General features: G+C 42.6%; 17 protein-coding genes. 10 read left to right on the top strand and 7 right to left on the bottom strand.

The window, feature by feature from the left end:
- Positions 1–45 precede the first annotated feature (45 nt).
- Together VJ786_RS03670 and VJ786_RS03665 are read right to left on the bottom strand one after the other, a co-directional pair.
- Positions 46–2,472, bottom strand: coding sequence for a 3-hydroxyacyl-CoA dehydrogenase/enoyl-CoA hydratase family protein (locus tag VJ786_RS03670; RefSeq protein WP_336557268.1), 2,427 nt, complete (start codon positions 2,470–2,472; stop codon positions 46–48).
- Positions 2,473–2,494: 22 nt separating this feature from the next.
- Positions 2,495–2,941: a MarR family winged helix-turn-helix transcriptional regulator gene (locus VJ786_RS03665; RefSeq protein ID WP_099366826.1), complete on the bottom strand. Its 447-nt coding sequence runs from the start codon at positions 2,939–2,941 to the stop codon at positions 2,495–2,497.
- Positions 2,942–3,229: 288 nt separating this feature from the next.
- Here VJ786_RS03665 and VJ786_RS03660 point away from each other — a divergent pair, with 288 nt between their 5' ends.
- Positions 3,230–4,192, top strand: coding sequence for an isopenicillin N synthase family dioxygenase (locus VJ786_RS03660; protein WP_336557267.1), 963 nt, complete (start codon positions 3,230–3,232; stop codon positions 4,190–4,192).
- A gap of 70 nt (positions 4,193–4,262) precedes the next feature.
- Here the strand turns inward: VJ786_RS03660 and VJ786_RS03655 are convergent, their stop codons facing one another.
- Positions 4,263–4,637, bottom strand: a complete 375-nt coding sequence (locus VJ786_RS03655; RefSeq protein WP_099366828.1) for a DUF3127 domain-containing protein — start codon at positions 4,635–4,637, stop codon at positions 4,263–4,265.
- Between the two features lie 65 nt (positions 4,638–4,702).
- Here VJ786_RS03655 and VJ786_RS03650 point away from each other — a divergent pair, with 65 nt between their 5' ends.
- From VJ786_RS03650 to VJ786_RS03615, 8 genes are all read left to right on the top strand, one after another.
- Positions 4,703–5,863 (top strand): THUMP domain-containing class I SAM-dependent RNA methyltransferase, encoded by a 1,161-nt coding sequence (locus VJ786_RS03650; protein WP_336557266.1) that lies wholly within the window; start codon positions 4,703–4,705, stop codon positions 5,861–5,863.
- Entirely contained in the window at positions 5,844–6,515 is a 672-nt protein-coding gene (locus VJ786_RS03645; RefSeq protein WP_099366838.1) for an HD domain-containing protein, read from the top strand. Before VJ786_RS03650 ends, VJ786_RS03645 begins: the two co-directional genes overlap by 20 nt.
- A gap of 57 nt (positions 6,516–6,572) precedes the next feature.
- A complete protein-coding gene (locus VJ786_RS03640) occupies positions 6,573–7,424 on the top strand; it encodes a phosphodiester glycosidase family protein (RefSeq protein WP_336557265.1) in 852 nt (283 codons plus the stop codon).
- 11 nt (positions 7,425–7,435) lie between these two features.
- Positions 7,436–8,197, top strand: coding sequence for a glycerophosphodiester phosphodiesterase (locus tag VJ786_RS03635; protein WP_336557264.1), 762 nt, complete (start codon positions 7,436–7,438; stop codon positions 8,195–8,197).
- Between the two features lies 1 nt (position 8,198).
- Positions 8,199–9,041, top strand: coding sequence for an endonuclease/exonuclease/phosphatase family protein (locus VJ786_RS03630; RefSeq protein ID WP_336557263.1), 843 nt, complete (start codon positions 8,199–8,201; stop codon positions 9,039–9,041).
- Positions 9,042–9,066: 25 nt separating this feature from the next.
- Entirely contained in the window at positions 9,067–9,867 is an 801-nt protein-coding gene (locus VJ786_RS03625; protein ID WP_336557262.1) for a DUF4197 domain-containing protein, read from the top strand.
- Positions 9,868–9,898: 31 nt separating this feature from the next.
- Positions 9,899–11,152, top strand: coding sequence for a peptidase T (pepT, locus tag VJ786_RS03620; protein ID WP_336557261.1), 1,254 nt, complete (start codon positions 9,899–9,901; stop codon positions 11,150–11,152).
- A gap of 71 nt (positions 11,153–11,223) precedes the next feature.
- Complete coding sequence (locus VJ786_RS03615) at positions 11,224–11,793, top strand: nitroreductase family protein (RefSeq protein ID WP_099366835.1); 570 nt, start codon at positions 11,224–11,226, stop codon at positions 11,791–11,793.
- Positions 11,794–12,005: 212 nt separating this feature from the next.
- On the opposite strand, the gene VJ786_RS03610 is transcribed toward VJ786_RS03615, so the two are convergent.
- Entirely contained in the window at positions 12,006–12,701 is a 696-nt protein-coding gene (locus tag VJ786_RS03610) for a hypothetical protein (protein ID WP_336557260.1), read from the bottom strand.
- Complete coding sequence (locus tag VJ786_RS03605) at positions 12,683–13,219, bottom strand: RNA polymerase sigma factor (RefSeq protein ID WP_336557259.1); 537 nt, start codon at positions 13,217–13,219, stop codon at positions 12,683–12,685. Before VJ786_RS03605 ends, VJ786_RS03610 begins: the two co-directional genes overlap by 19 nt.
- 89 nt (positions 13,220–13,308) lie before the next feature.
- Between VJ786_RS03605 and VJ786_RS03600 the strand changes: the two genes are divergently transcribed.
- On the top strand, positions 13,309–13,677 hold the full coding sequence (locus VJ786_RS03600) for an MmcQ/YjbR family DNA-binding protein (RefSeq protein ID WP_099367137.1): 369 nt from the start codon (positions 13,309–13,311) through the stop codon (positions 13,675–13,677).
- Here VJ786_RS03600 and VJ786_RS03595 read toward each other — a convergent pair.
- The gene (locus VJ786_RS03595; RefSeq protein WP_336557258.1) at positions 13,674–14,366 is read right to left on the bottom strand and encodes a LytR/AlgR family response regulator transcription factor; all 693 of its coding nucleotides are present in this window, start codon (positions 14,364–14,366) and stop codon (positions 13,674–13,676) included. The genes VJ786_RS03600 and VJ786_RS03595 overlap by 4 nt on opposite strands.
- Positions 14,353–15,432 carry a sensor histidine kinase gene (locus VJ786_RS03590; protein WP_336557257.1) on the bottom strand — a complete coding sequence of 360 codons (1,080 nt, stop codon included), beginning with the start codon at positions 15,430–15,432 and terminating at the stop codon, positions 14,353–14,355. The genes VJ786_RS03595 and VJ786_RS03590 overlap by 14 nt, the downstream gene beginning before the upstream one ends.
- Positions 15,433–15,648: the final 216 nt, after the last annotated feature.

Below are 15,648 nucleotides of genomic sequence, written 5' to 3'. Positions count from 1 at the left end.
CCATCACAGGTCTAAATACTAACTACTAACTACTAAATACTTTAATTAATTTCGAAGCGGTTTCCCCGTCGTCAACATATGCTGTATTCTTTCCAATGTTTTCCGTTCGGCGCAGAGCTCGATGAAAGCCTTGCGTTCGAGGTCTAGGAGGTATTGTTCGGATACCTCGGTTGGTTGGGAGATGTCTCCGCCAGCCATAACATAACCTAGTTTTTCGGAAATCTTCTTGTCGTGTTCGGAGATGTAGTGACCCGCCTCCATGGAGGATGCACCTACGTAGACCAATCCTAAAGCAGTATTGCCTAAGGCTTTGATGTCGGTACGTTGGATCGGTTGTACATAACCTGCTTCTGCCAGTTCGATCGCTTTTGCTTTCGCATCGGCCAATAACCTTGCGCGGTTCATCGTGATGGCGTATTTTCCTTGTTGCAGATAGCCTAATTCGTAGGCTTCAACCGCTGAGGTGGAAACTTTCGCCTGACCGATTGTTAAGAAACGCTCGCGGAAATAGTTTTGGTCGATCTGATCTGGACGGTAATCATCGGATGCCCTAAGCGCAAATTCCTTTGATCCACCACCACCTGGGATGACACCTACACCAAACTCCACCAATCCCATATAAGTTTCGGCATGGCACTGTACAAAGTCGGCATGCATGGAGAATTCACAACCGCCACCTAAGGCCATTTGGAATGGTGCAGCAACCACTGGAATGGCAGAATAACGAATCCGCATCGATGTATTTTGGAACATGCGAACCGCCATATTCAATTCATCATAATCCTGTTCTACCGCCATCATAAAGATCATACCGATGTTTGCTCCGGCAGAGAAATTCTTACCATCATTGGAAATAACCAATCCACGGTATTCCTTCTCGGCAAGATCAATCGCTTTGTTCAAGCCTTGGATTACATCGCCACCAATCGTGTTCATTTTGGTGTGAAATTCACAGTTGATGATGCCATCGCCTAAATCGATGATGGAAACACCGGAATTCTTCCAAATGGTTTTCGACTCCCGGATATGGTCCAAAACAATAATATCTTCCGTACCTGGAATCGGTTTATAGGATTTGGATGCGATGTCGTAATAATGACGAACACCATTTTCTACTTTATAGAAGCTGTCATGGCCTGCATCCAACATCTCATGTACCCAAGAAGCCACTTCTCCAGTTTGTCCAGGAAGTCTTTTCTCTTCGGTTTTGATCTTTTCGATCGTCTCTTTAACACCAAGTGCATCCCACACTTCGAATGGACCAATTTCCCATCCGAAACCGGCGCGCATCGCATCGTCAATACGGAAGAAGTCATCCGTAATTTCCGGTACCCTGTTGGATACATATTCGAACAATGGATAATGCATGGCGCGGAATAGGGTAGCCGCCTTATCGGTTCCCTGTTCATATACCTTCATCCGCTTGCGGATATCTTCTACTGCTTTTGTCGCCTCCAGTGTGCTGGATTTAACTTTCGCCTGTGGACCATATTCCAATGTTTTCAGGTTCAAGGAAAGGATTTCTGAACCTCCTTTGGCATCTTTCACCTTTTCATAGAACCCTTTCTTGGTTTTCTCGCCCAACCATTTGTTCTCCACCATTTTGCTGATGAACTCCGGCAATTGGAAAACTCCTTTAGCCTCATCATGAGGCGCATTCTGCTCCAATCCTTTGGCTACATTCACCAAGGTATCCAGACCAACCACATCCGCCGTACGGAAGGTCGCTGATTTTGGGTGGCCCATTGCAGGACCGGTATATTTATCAACCTCTTCTACCGTAAGGTCCAACTTATCCACCAAATGGGTAACTGCCAACATGGAATAAACCCCGATGCGGTTACCGATGAAGGCCGGTGTATCCTTACAAAGAACGACGGTCTTACCCAACATATGATCACCATAGTGCATCAAGAAATCAACCACCTCTTTTTTCGTGTCTGGGGTAGGGATGATTTCCAATAATTGCAGGTATCGTGGCGGGTTGAAGAAGTGGGTGCCACAGAAATGGGCTTTAAAATCCTCTGACCGACCTTCGTTCATCAAATGGATAGGAATCCCTGAGGTGTTGGAGGTAATTAATGTTCCGGGTTTACGGAATTCCTCCACACGGTCAAAAACGGATTTCTTAATATCCAATCGTTCTACAACGACTTCGATCACCCAATCTACATGGGCAATCTTCGCCATATCGTCATCAAAATTTCCAGTTGTGATGCGCTTTGCGTAGGATTTGCTGAATAATGGTGCCGGATTGGATTTGATCGCCGTATCCAAGGATTGATTGACAATCCTGTTGCGGACGGCTGGACTTTCCAAGGTCAACCCCTTGGCCTGTTCCGCAGGAAGCAATTCCTTCGGAACAATGTCCATCAACAATACCTCTACACCGATATTAGCAAAGTGGCAAGCAATCCGGGATCCCATAACTCCAGATCCCAATACAGCAACTTTTTTAATATTTCTATTCATATCTTCTGATTTTTCTATGTTATTAGGGTTCTATCTGAACCACTGGTGAATAATTTGTAGCCAATTCACTGATCTTTACCAACATCTTGGTCATCAAGGCGCGTTCCTTCTCGCTGAAAGAATTGTTCAGGAAATCGTTGAATTCCCGAACGACATCCTTGGCGATCTTCCGTTTCTCCCGGCCCAGCTCTGTCAGGTATACTTTTACCGAACGCTTATCCGTATCGCTGGTTTCCCTGTAAATGAAACCTAAACCTTCCAGGTTGTTCAGCACGCGGGAAAGGGATGTTGTTTTAACGCCAGTAGAATTCGCGATCTGCGAAACAGGCGTACCGTCGCGGTGGATATTGATCAAAATATAACCAGCAGCTTGGGTGAACCCATGTTGTGAAGCAATAACATTGTATTTGTTCGCTACAGTTTGCCACGCCGTCTTTAGAAAGTAATCGATCGTATTGTCTTGGCTCATATTTCGGTTATTCTTATCTTGTAGTATGTATGCTGCTTATTTATTATGCATGCATAACAAATTTAATAGATTGGATTGATAATTCAAACTTTTTGTGAATTTTTAATAAATCCTTGACATAAATGAATTAAAAGATGGGTTGAGGCAGGTTCAAGATGGATAATAGTTGAATTGTTAATAACTTTAAATGTTGGTTTTCAGTGAAATATAGTTATTGTAGTTAGGGTTCTGAACAGGTCAGGCTCTTCTGTGTTATTTATCCGTTAACTTTGTATAAACAAAATAAACATGGCATTAGTAAACATTCCTAGATTAGATCTACAGCATTATACAGCTGGAGATGAGGCCCAAAGAAATCAATTTGTCCAAGATATTGGAAAAGCATTCAATGAGACTGGATTCGTGACTATTGCGAATCATGGTCTATCGACAGAATTGATTGATGAGCTATATAAAACCGTTAAAGCATTTTTTGATCTTCCAGAGGATACCAAGCGGAATTATGAATTTCCGGAGTTGGCAGGCCAACGCGGTTATACGGCCAAAGGACGTGAGAAGGCAAAGGATTCGAAGACTCCTGATTTGAAAGAGTTTTGGCAGCGAGGACAGACCATTACGGATGAGGAATATTCGAAAACCGATTTTCCAGACAATCCGAAAGTGGCGGAATTACCGGCCTTCGATCAGGTGACGGGAGAGATCTACCAAAAATTGGAAGATGCAGGAAGAAACATCTTAAAGGCAATCGCGACCTATTTATCACTACCAGAGGATTATTTCGAGCCATTTGTTCACAATGGAAACTCTATTTTACGTGCGATACATTATTTCCCGATCGAAAATCCGGAAACTATTCCTGATGATGCGGTTAGGGCTGGTGCACATGAAGATATCAATTTGATCACCTTGTTGATCGGTGCTTCTGCCGATGGATTAGAGGTATTGACGAAAGATAACGAGTGGTTTGCCATCAAAGCAAAAGGGGAGGACATTGTGGTGAACGTGGGCGATATGTTGCAGCGCTTGACGAACAATAAGTTAAAATCAACGACGCACCGGGTGGTAAACCCTCCACGTGAGTTAATGAAGACTTCCAGGTATTCGGTGCCTTTCTTTTTACATCCAAAATCGAGTATGAGTCTTGCTTCTTTGGATTCTTGTGTGGATGCGGAACATCCGAAAGCATACGAGGATTATACAGCAGGGCAGTATTTGGATGAACGATTAAGGGAGATTGGTTTGAAAATGTAAAAATTTGAACATAAAAAAAGGGGATTTAAATCCCCTTTTTTTATGTTGTTATGCTTTTCAGCTTATATGCTTAGAATGGCAAATCATCATCGTCAGCACCACTTGAGCTGATATCTACTGGCGGCATATCTGCATATCCAGGTGCTGGAGCTGCTGCTGCCGTATTTGCTAATTTGGTGACACGCCAAGCAACCAAAGAGTTGAAATATGTAGTAACTCCTTCTTTGTTTGTCCATGGACGACCACGAAGGTTAAAAGATACTTCAATATCATCCCCTACCGATAGGTTGTCAAAAATGTTTACACGATCTTGTGTTGCTTCAAAACGAATATATTCTACGAATTGTGGGTTTTCTGCATAGGCAACAATTAAATCTCTCTTTTTGAAGGATTCAGTTACTTGTTGAATCGCACCTACTTCATGTACTTTTCCTCTTATTTCCATATCAAATTTATTAAACCGTAAAATTAAACATTTTTTGCTTACAGAATAAGTAACTTTGCAGAAATATGGCAGAAGTTTTCAACAGCAGAAGTAAGGTAATCGTCACATGTAACCGACGTTTATCTCCATTTTTAGAACAGGAAGTCCGCGAATTAGGATTTGATATAAAGCGTAGTTTTAATACCGGGGTAGAATTGTATGCCTCTGTAAATGAGTGTATAAAACTGAATCTGAATTTGCATATTGCAAGCCAGGTGTATTACGAATTGAAGGCTTTCCGTGCGAAGGATGCGAATGAGCTTTATAGAAATCTGGTGCAGATTCCTTGGGAGGATTACCTTCCATTGGATGGTTACTTCTCCGTAACATCCAATGTGCACAACGAAACGATCACCACTCCTTTATTCGCTAATGTGAAAGTGAAGGACGCTATTGTCGATCGGATCAAGGATAAAAAAGGCATGCGCCCTAATTCAGGTCCTGATCTAAATCGTGCGGTGATTCACCTGCATTGGATGGAAGATCGCGCCGAGATATTTTTGGATACTTCGGGTGAAACCTTGGCCAAACACAGCTATAGAAAACATCCTGGAAAAGCGCCTATGTTGGAAGCCTTGGCAAGTGCGACCATCCTGGCTACCCAATGGAATCGGAGATCGCCTTTTGTCAATCCGATGTGTGGTTCTGGAACATTAGCGATCGAGGCTGCCCTGATGGCACAGACCAGAAAACCGGGTCTTCTTCGCATGAATTATTCCTTCATGCATTTTAAAGGTTATGATGAGGAAGTGTTCTTCAACGAGCGCCGCATCCTAAAAGATATTACCGAAAAAACCAACCTGCCAGAAATCATTGCTTCTGATATTTCTTCCGAAGCCATTGAAATTGCAAAATTGAATGCTAGGACTGCTGGGGTAGAACATCTGATTAAATTTGAAGTCTGCGACTTTGCTGAGACGACTATTCCTGTTGGTCAGGGCGTCATCATGTTCAATCCGGAATATGGAGAGCGCTTAGGCACGCATAGTAAACTGGAGATGACCTACGCCCGTATCGGGGATTTCCTGAAAAAGGAATGCCAGGGCTATAGGGGTTATGTGTTTACTGGAAACCCTGATCTTGCTAAAAAGATTGGATTGCGTGCTTCCCGTCGTTTTGAATTCTTCAATGGTAAACTGGACTGTCGCTTATTGCAATATGAATTATATGAAGGCAGTAAAGACTAAGGAACAGCAAGAGATTATTGAAAAGACAGCAGCATTTGTCCAAGATCGCTTAAAGGATGCAGAATCTGGACATGATTGGTGGCATATTCTACGAGTTTGGAACAATTGCAAACTGATCCTTCAAACCGAAGAGGCTGATCCTTTCGTGTGTGAACTGACGGCCTTGCTTCATGATATAGCGGATAGTAAATTTCATGGCGGTGATGAAAGTGTTGGTCCTCGAATAGCTGGAGAATTTTTGGCAGCTGTAGGAACGGAACAGGAAGTCATTGAACATGTGCAAAACATTATTTTGAACATGTCTTTTAAGGCATCGCTGGGTGAGGTCAAGTTCCATTCCAAGGAATTGGAAGTGGTACAGGATGCTGACCGTTTGGATGCAATCGGTGCGATCGGAATTGCCCGTGCATTCAATTATGGGGGATATAAGAATCGGGAGATCTACAATCCCGAAATACCAGCGCTGGAGAATCAATCCAAGGAAGCCTATAAAAATACCACTGCCCCAACCATCAATCATTTTTACGAGAAATTGCTTTTGTTGAAGGATAAAATGAATACGGATGCGGCCAAGTTGATCGCAAAGGGTCGACATGAGCACATGGAAGAGTTTTTGCAACAATTTTATGGTGAATGGAACGGAGAACGTTAAGTTTAATGTTTTGTTAATAATAAATGGGTAAATTCGTGGAACTTGTTAACAATAAACATGCTTCAACGAAATCTCCAAAACCTAAGCCTCCTCGTTGCAGTATTCACTTGCTTCTTGCATCTGAATGCTTCTGCGCAGAACCCGGACTCCTTAGCCATTGTTCAAGCAAAATGGAACAGTAAGGAAATCAAAAAAGGTATTACTTGGCACCAAGGCCATTTTTCCAATCTATTTAATGCCCAGCAGGAAATCAATTGGATAGAAATCGATTTAAAAAAACATGCCAAGAAGGTTCATTTTGCGGCAGACCCCAAAATCTTAAAGAAAACCAGTGTGTTTGCCGAAGAGAATGGTGCTTTGGCAGCCATCAATGCTGGATTTTTCGATATGAAGAATGGTGGTGCGGTGGATTATATTCGCGTGAATCACCAGATGGTAAACCTAGGGGGCAAGATTGCCGGTAGAGCAACAGCCGTCCTGACGCTAGATGGAAAAAAGGTTCAGATTGCCTCAGCTATGGATATTGACCCCGTTACTTCCAAAGCCGCCAATGTAATGCTGGCTGGTCCTTTGTTGATTCAGGATCAACAGATCATCCCCCTCGGAAATAATCCCTTCAATACCAATCGCCATCCACGGACTGCCGTTGCGATTACTCAGAAAAATAAATTAATTTTATTGGTGGTTGATGGCAGAAGCAATCAATCCTACGGCATGTCCCTTCCAGAATTGGCAAGCGTTATGGCTTGGTTGGGTGCAAAAGATGCCATGAACCTGGATGGAGGCGGTAGTACAACCATGTATGTAAAGGGAGCAACCCCTAACCATATTGTAAACTACCCTTCGGATAATAAAAAGTTTGACCATGAAGGTCAACGTTCTGTAGCAAATATCATCTATATTAAATAATTATAACAGTAATGAAAAACACCGTATTAATTACCCTTATGACCTTATTGATCCACACTGGATTATCGGCACAGACCGCTATCATCGCTCATCGTGGAGCTTGGAAAAACACCAATGCCCCGCAGAATTCCTTGGCTTCCCTAAAAGCTGCCATTGACCAGAAAGTATGGGGATCGGAGTTCGATGTTCATCTTACCAAAGATGATGTACTGGTGGTAAACCATGACCACGATTTCTATGGAATTGAGATTGAGGAAAGTACTTACCAAGAATTATTAGCTAAAGCACATCCAAATGGCGAGAAAATCCCTACTGTGGAAGAATACCTAAAAGCAGGAATGGATCAAAAAGTGACCAAATTGATCTACGAATTGAAAACAAGCCGTGTGAGCAAGGAAAGAACCTTGAAAGCCGCTGAACTTTCCATTGCAGCTGTTAAAAAGATGAAAGCAGAGAAGATGGTGGAATACATCGCCTTTGATTGGGATGCTTGTTTGAAACTGAAATCCTTGAATAAAAAGGCCTTGGTGCATTACTTGAATGGGGATAAAACTCCGGCAGAGGTTAAAGCTGCAAAATTATCAGGCGTGGATTATCATTTCAATGTGTTCAAAAAGAACCCAACCTGGATCAAGGAATTCAAAGCCTTAAAATTGAAAACAAACGTTTGGACGGTGAATACGGAAGAGGATATGAATCTTTTTATTAAGGAGAAGATTGATTATATCACGACGGATCAACCGGAATTATTGAAATCCATTTTAAATAAATAAGATGAAAAAATTACTCTTGCTTTTAGGGGTTTTGGCTATTAGCTTGTCTGGTTTTGCCCAGACAAGCATGAATGTGGCCAGTTTTAATATCCGTCAGAAAAACACTTCGGATGTAGGGAATATGTGGGATGACCGGAAGCATGCGGTAACCGATCTGATCAAATTCCATGAGTTCGACATCTTTGGGGTCCAAGAGGCCTTCAAAGCGCAGATGGACGATATGTCGGCTGCTCTTCCCGGCTTTAAGAGCATTGGGGTGGGACGTGATGATGGCGCAGAGAAAGGGGAGTATTCGGCGATTTTCTACAACAGCAAGAGGTTTAAGGTGATCAATAGTGGCACCTTTTGGCTTTCGCCTACAGAAACCAGCAAACCCAATAAGGGGTGGGACGCGGCTTTGCCAAGGATCTGTACCTGGGGGATCTTCCAAGACCTGAAAAACAAGAAGAAATTCATCTTCATGAATACCCATTTTGATCACGTAGGCATGGAAGCACGAAGAGAGAGTGCGAAATTGATCTTGGCAAAAGCAAAGGAATTTGCAAAGGATCTTCCGTTGATCCTTACGGGCGATTTTAATATTGACGAGAAGAACGAAGCTTATTTTACCTTGGCAAATAGTGGGGTGGTGAAAGATGTTTACGACCTGGCAGCGATCAAATATGAACCAAATTCCAGTTTCAATGGATGGTCAAAATCGTTGAAGCCTAAGGGTAGGATAGATCATATTTTCATTACCCCTCCATTCAAAGTTCATAAATATGGTATTTTAACCGATACCTATATGCATAAATTTCCATCAGACCATTTTCCGGTATTTGCAGAATTGATCTGGTCAAAATAATAAGCTTTTTATTACTTTTGATCTTATGAATCAATTGAAAAAATTAGGAATATTGGGGATATGCAGCACAACGCTGTTTTTTTCCGGTTGTGATACGTTAAATCAAGGTGGATTTGGATTGCCTCCTCAAGGAACAGGCTCAACAGGAACCGGAACCAAAGGTACTTCAGGTTCTACGTCGACAGGTTCAACGGCTACCGGAACCATCACGCAGGCGGAAGCAACCTCAGGAGTGAAGCAGGCGTTGAATAATGGCCTTCAACAAAGTATTTCCATCCTTTCTAAAAAAGATGGTTTCTTAGGTGATCAAGTGGTTAGGATCTTGATGCCGGATGAGGCTAAAAAGGTGGAATCAGCTTTGCGCGCTGTAGGTATGGGTAGTCTTTGCGACCAATTCATCACCAGCATGAACCGTGCAGCAGAATCTGCCGTGAAAGAGGCTTCTTCGGTGTTCATCAATTCCTTATCCAGAATGACCATTAACGATGCTTTCAATATTTTGTTGAGTGGAAAGCAGGATGCTGCGACAACGTTCTTTCGGAACAGTACCACCCAAGAATTGACAGCTCGGTTCAGTCCGATCATCGAATCAGCAATGGGCAAAAATAATGTGACCCAATATTGGACGCAATTGACTTCTGCTTATAACCAATTGCCTTTGGGCAAAAAGATTGAAACAAATCTGACCGCTTATGTAACCCAAAAAGCCATTGATGGGCTATTTGTGAAGGTGGCGGATCAGGAATTGAAGATTAGACAGAATATTGGCGGAGCAAGAGATTCCAATATTTTGCAACGTGTATTTGGCTGGGCAGATAAACAGTAAGCTTTCAGGTATTATTTCGTAGCTTTGTTTCATGGAAATTAATAATATTAATGATTTTCAGGTAGCTGAAAATTTCAAAAGATATGTGCAGATAGATACCCAATCGGATGCACAATCCACTACAGTACCTTCTACAGAAAAGCAAAAAAATCTAAGTAGGCTATTGGTCGAAGAATTGCTGCAATTGGGTATAACCGATGCGCACTTGGACGATTTGGGTTATGTATATGCCACTATTCCTTCCAATACCGATAAAAAGGTTCCAGTGATCTGTTTCTGTTCGCATGTGGATACTTCGCCTGATTCATCCGGTACGGATGTAAAGCCGTTGGTTCATGCGAATTACCAAGGTCAGGATCTGGTATTGCCAGATGATGAAAATGTAGTGATCCGTTTTTCGGAGCATCCGGATTTAAAGGAGCAGATCGGTAATGATATCATTACCGCTTCTGGTAAAACCTTATTGGGAGCTGATGATAAAGCCGGTGTGGCGGAGATCATGGATGCTGCTCGCATCCTGATGGCAAACCCTGAGATCAAGCACGGGGATATCAAGATCTTGTTTACACCTGATGAGGAAATCGGAAGGGGAGTAGACCATGCAGATCTAAAGAAGCTTGGTGCTGATTATGGTTATACGATGGATGGCGAGCGTGCCGGAACCTTAGAAGATGAGACATTCTCTGCGGATGGGGTAAAGATAAAAATCGACGGTGTTTCGATCCACCCGGGATATGCTGAGAATAAGATGGTTTCTGCGCTAAAAATTGCTGCTGAGATCGTGGAATCTTTACCGAAGGATCGCTTGTCTCCGGAGACCACTTCAGGGAAGGATGGATTTGTTCATCCAACCAATTTGAGCGGAACGGTGGAAGAAGCTAGCTTAGGATTTATTATCCGTGATCATGATACCGCAAATTTAGCGAAGCATGAAGCGGAGTTGGAAGAAATCGTAAAAACGGTTTTAGCTAAATATCCGCAGGCAAAATTTACCTTTGAGGTGAATGAACAGTACCGCAATATGAAGGAAGTATTGGATCAGCATCCTCGTGTGGTTGATATTGCTTTAATGGGTATCGAACGCGCCGGCATGAAGGCGGAGAAAAGAAGTATCCGTGGTGGTACGGATGGTTCCAGGTTATCTTTCATGGGGCTGCCATGTCCTAATATCTTTGCTGGTGGACATGCATTTCATGGTAAACAAGAATGGGTATCGGTTCAGGATATGCAGAAAGCGGTGTTGACCATTTTGCATATCGTGGCTTTATGGGAAGAGGTTTCTTAATCAATAACTATTAAGAGTATTTTCTTAATCAAATACTATTAAGAGTAAGTTTCTTAATTAATAAAATTAATATGATGCAACAAAATGAAATTTTAAAGGCGATTCAATTTCGTAGATCTGTTTTTCAGGCAAATTTTACGAATGAGGAAGTTAGCCGTGAAGATATATTGACCATTTTAGAGGCTGCCAATGCAGCTCCAACCCATAAACGTACGCAGCCTTGGCGCTTTGTGGTTTTTCGTGGAGAAGGATTGAACCGTTTGGGAAGTGAATTGGCGAGGATTTATAAGTCGGTAACTCCTGCGGAGAAATATACGGAACAAACGGAACAGAACATGGCTAAGAAAGCTACAGATTCGAATGTGGCGATTGCTATTGTGGTGAATTTTACCGGAGATGTTCCGGAATGGGAAGAAATTGCTGCTACTGCCGCTGCAGTGGAGAATATGTGGTTAGCTGCCGGATCTTTGGGATTGGGTGGTTATTGGGCGACGCCAGGATTGATCAATCATATTGGTCCTTTCTTGAATCTGGAGCCTAATCAACGGTGTATCGGGTTTTTCTATGTTGGACATCACGAGTCTGAGCCTAGAGAACCGGTAAGAGGACCGATCGAAGAGAAAATCCGCTGGGAAGAGTAAGGGGTTTAACGTCTCGTCATTGCGACCCTCTTCGTCATTGCGGTGAGGTACGACGAAGCAATCTTCTCGCCTTTGTCATGGTGAGCGTAGTCGAACCATCTGTTCGTATACTATCGTACAGATCCTTCGACTACCCTCAGGATGACAGGATAAAGATTGCTTCGTTCCTCGCAATGACGGTACACCTCGCAATGATGCGGCTACCTCATTACCTACCTCACCTCAATACTTACTTCCCCATTCTTTCCTTTCCAGCTCACCTTATCCAAAAAACCTATAACCACCTTATCCAAACTCTTATTATCCGAACTCAAAACTTCCACCTTCACCGCTCTGCCACCTTCCACTTCAAACCTCAATCTCAAACTTCCTTTTTCCTCTACACCCCGCAACTCCGAATTTAATTCCTCATTAAATTCCCCCCAGCCTTGCTCCGGAACTGCATCAACACCCTTCCTATCAACAGCCCTACCATCAACATCTTTCCCACCAATACCATCCCCAACATTCGTACTCACCCTCAATTCCTCTTCCATCAATATCACTTCCGTCTCCGTCGTATTACTCCCAACCCTGTTCAAATACCTAAACAACACCAACGAACAAGCCGCCATGAACAATACCCCAGCAGCCAATCCAATCGTCAATCGGTGCCAACTATAAAAACGTCTTTTCTTATCCGCAGCCTTTGCCTCCAGTTTCTTCGCCAGCCTTTGCTGCAATAAACTCAAACGCTGCGCATCAACCCCTTGTTGCTTCCTATACCCATCAATAGCGTCCTGTAAGAAGGGATCTTCCAAAGCTTCTCGCTCCATCTCATACATCTCCTCCTTACTCATCAGACCCATCACATAATTATGGATCCTCGATAATTGATAATTATTTTCCATTACTTCTTCTCCATACATATTTTAAGATTCCGCCTTCCGTTCTGTATATAGCTCTTCACCTTAGCCATATCATAACCCGTTTCATCCGCGATATCCTTATAACACTTCTGTTCCAAATAAAACATCCTGATGCAAGCTTCCTGCTCCCGATTCAATGTGCGCATACAGGATTCCAATTTATCAAAATCCTGCTCGCCCCATTTCTTCTCCTCCGCACGGCTCATCTTCAGTTCGGCTTCATACAGGTTATCCTCAATATCCAGTTTCGTGACCTGTTTCGACCTGCGCAATTGCATCAAACAATAATTACGCGCATATACATACAGCCAACTCTTGAAATTGTCCACCTCATAGATCCGAAGCTTATCGATCAGCTCATCAAAAATCTGCATCACCGCATCCTGGCTCTGATCCGCATCTTCCAGGTACTTATAGCACACACCATACAACAAGGACATGTAAGGCGCATAAAGCTTACCAAGGGTATCTAAATTACCTGTCTGCTTATAATACTGTAATAATTCCTTCTCGTCCATGTGTTAAACGTTTCATAATTATGATGTTTTAAGATATGCATTTCCATAAAATAAATGAAATATTACTACTTTTAAGGGAAAGAAGACCTATGAACATCGAAGAACTACGGGATTATTGTCTGGCAAAGCCAAATACCCAAGAAGATACCCCTTTCGGACCCGAACATCTGCTGTTCAAATTGGCAGGGAAAGTCTATTTATTGGTTGGATTGGATCAGATCGATGAGCTGCGGTTCAATGTGAAATGTGATCCGGAATATGCCGTGGAATTAAGGGAGAAATATGAGCACAGTGTGATTCCAGGATATCACATGAACAAGAAACATTGGAATACCGTATATGCCAATAGGCAATTAAACGACGAGGAGCTCTATAAAATGATCGATCATAGCTATGACCTGATCTTCAACGCACTCCCAAAATCCCAAAAAGAAAAGCTGAAGAACGGGGAGATCTAGACTTGAAATTCGTCTTTGATGGACTTCGCATAACTTACACCAATAGGGAGTTCATTTTCGAATACCCAAAGACTTTGTCGGGCTATTTTATCCAGATGTTTTTTATTGACCACAAAAGAACGATGGACCTGCATAAAGTCATGCGTGCCTTTTTCAATCAAAAAATCCTTAATGGTCATTCTCGCTAATACCTCTTGGTCCGCTAAATGGAACCGGATATAATTGCCAACGGCTTCCACATAGCCGACTTCATCCAGGTTCACCCGTACCAGTTGGTACCCATCTTTAACATATAAAATCTGTTCGGTATCCAGAACACCTTTTAACTCCAGCATCTCCTTCGCCCGCTGGCAAGCCTTTTCAAAACGTTCGAACGAATAAGGTTTCAACAGGTAATCCAAGGCCTCCAGCTCAAAGCCCGCCAAAGCATAATTCGGATAGGCTGTGGAAAAAATAACCAATGGTTTTGGATCCAGCTTTTTGAACAGGTCAATGCCATTGATGTCGGGCATATGTACATCAAGAAACAACAAATGGATATCCTCATGCTGCTGTAGATAGGCTTCCGCATCCCTAGCATTCAGAAAAGTTCGTTGTAAAGCCAAATAGGGAACTTTTGCAGCAAAACGCTTTACAATATCCAGCGCAATAGGCTCATCATCCAGGGCAATAGCTTTAATTACTTCCATGATATTCGTTGTTGATGTCTACTACAGAATCGGGTTGTCCTTCCAACAGATCCACGGTCAGGAATACAAAGAATTCCTGTTGATTCTGTTCGATAACCAATAAATGTTTTCCCGGATAAAATACCTGCAAGCGCGCTTGGACATTGTCCAGACCTATGCCTGATTTCGATCTTTCCAGATCGGTACCCTCCAATTGATGGATACTATTGTACACCGAAAACTTTAACTGCCGATCAACAATATCCGCATTGATCTTGATCCAGGATTCCTTTTCCATACTGATGCCATGTTTGAAAGCATTCTCTACAAAAGGGATCAACAGCATCGGATTGATGTAGAAGTTTTCTACCGGATCTGCAATTTCCGATTCGATCTTGATGTTCGGCACATTCTCCACGCGTAGGCTCTGTATGGCCACATATTCCCTTAGGTAGTCAAGGTCCCGGGATAAAAGAATGTAATCCTGTTGGTTTTCAAACAGCATAAAGCGCATCATCTGGCTCAATCGCTGTATGCTATTGGCGGTTTTATCGGCGTTTTCCTGCATCGCTATTCCATAGATCGAATTCATGACATTGAACAGGAAATGCGGGTTGATCTGCGATTGCATCAGTTTCATCTCAGCGGTTGTTTTACCTAGATCCTTCTGTAGGGAAGCGATCTGTTGTTTATTGGCCTTGGTCCTAAAATAAACATACATACTTAGGGGGATAACAATAAGGGCCACCACTAATCCAACGGGGATCATCCGCTGCGAATACCTACCATTCACTTGGATGATGAACAGGATAAACGGTGCCATTCCAGCTATGGCGGTAAAGAAAGCCAGTAATCCATATTCCGTTTTATTGATTTTCCCATGATGGTACATCTTTAACAGGTAGTAGGTGTTTATCGCATAGAGAAAATAAGCATAGGGAATATACATGGATAAAACCCCGAAATCCCTGCTCTGGGTAAACATATAAAGGGATATCAGGAATGATAACCCGACCACCAAAAAGATTTCGGTGATTAGTTTTCTGATGAAAGCCTGCTTCTGGTTGATTGTTGTTGCTGATTCCATGGTCATTTGTCGTTTAAAAATACTAAAAATGTTTGTTTTGTACATTTAAGATCCAAGGACCATTCAGGTATCCAGTCCAAATAACTTCCAGCCATTGGCTAATCTGTGGAGTTTCCTGTAGCTGCGAGAAAAGCAGATTGGTTAAAAAGTAAAATAACATAAGCTTCGATTTAAATTCGTTGAATTACTTATGCAAGTATAATATGCCCTTTACGC

The organism is Sphingobacterium tenebrionis, assembly GCF_037126265.1.
Taxonomy (GTDB): Bacteria; Bacteroidota; Bacteroidia; order Sphingobacteriales; family Sphingobacteriaceae; genus Sphingobacterium; species Sphingobacterium tenebrionis.
This window is presented reverse-complemented; position numbering and strand designations above follow the sequence as displayed.

Bases quoted from the DNA above. Each gene is read 5' to 3' on its own strand.
- VJ786_RS03645 (WP_099366838.1), top strand. From the start codon at position 5,844: ATGAAGGCAGTAAAGACTAAGGAACAGCAAGAGATTATTGAAAAGACA.
- pepT (WP_336557261.1), top strand. From the start codon at position 9,899: ATGGAAATTAATAATATTAATGATTTTCAGGTAGCTGAAAATTTCAAA.
- VJ786_RS03625 (WP_336557262.1), top strand. From the start codon at position 9,067: ATGAATCAATTGAAAAAATTAGGAATATTGGGGATATGCAGCACAACG.
- VJ786_RS03610 (WP_336557260.1), bottom strand. From the start codon at position 12,701: ATGTATGGAGAAGAAGTAATGGAAAATAATTATCAATTATCGAGGATC.
- VJ786_RS03635 (WP_336557264.1), top strand. From the start codon at position 7,436: ATGAAAAACACCGTATTAATTACCCTTATGACCTTATTGATCCACACT.
- VJ786_RS03670 (WP_336557268.1), bottom strand. From the start codon at position 2,472: ATGAATAGAAATATTAAAAAAGTTGCTGTATTGGGATCTGGAGTTATG.
- VJ786_RS03660 (WP_336557267.1), top strand. From the start codon at position 3,230: ATGGCATTAGTAAACATTCCTAGATTAGATCTACAGCATTATACAGCT.
- VJ786_RS03600 (WP_099367137.1), top strand. From the start codon at position 13,309: ATGAACATCGAAGAACTACGGGATTATTGTCTGGCAAAGCCAAATACC.
- VJ786_RS03615 (WP_099366835.1), top strand. From the start codon at position 11,224: ATGATGCAACAAAATGAAATTTTAAAGGCGATTCAATTTCGTAGATCT.
- VJ786_RS03605 (WP_336557259.1), bottom strand. From the start codon at position 13,219: ATGGACGAGAAGGAATTATTACAGTATTATAAGCAGACAGGTAATTTA.
- VJ786_RS03640 (WP_336557265.1), top strand. From the start codon at position 6,573: ATGCTTCAACGAAATCTCCAAAACCTAAGCCTCCTCGTTGCAGTATTC.
- VJ786_RS03655 (WP_099366828.1), bottom strand. From the start codon at position 4,637: ATGGAAATAAGAGGAAAAGTACATGAAGTAGGTGCGATTCAACAAGTA.
- VJ786_RS03665 (WP_099366826.1), bottom strand. From the start codon at position 2,941: ATGAGCCAAGACAATACGATCGATTACTTTCTAAAGACGGCGTGGCAA.
- VJ786_RS03630 (WP_336557263.1), top strand. From the start codon at position 8,199: ATGAAAAAATTACTCTTGCTTTTAGGGGTTTTGGCTATTAGCTTGTCT.
- VJ786_RS03590 (WP_336557257.1), bottom strand. From the start codon at position 15,432: ATGGAATCAGCAACAACAATCAACCAGAAGCAGGCTTTCATCAGAAAA.
- VJ786_RS03650 (WP_336557266.1), top strand. From the start codon at position 4,703: ATGGCAGAAGTTTTCAACAGCAGAAGTAAGGTAATCGTCACATGTAAC.
- VJ786_RS03595 (WP_336557258.1), bottom strand. From the start codon at position 14,366: ATGGAAGTAATTAAAGCTATTGCCCTGGATGATGAGCCTATTGCGCTG.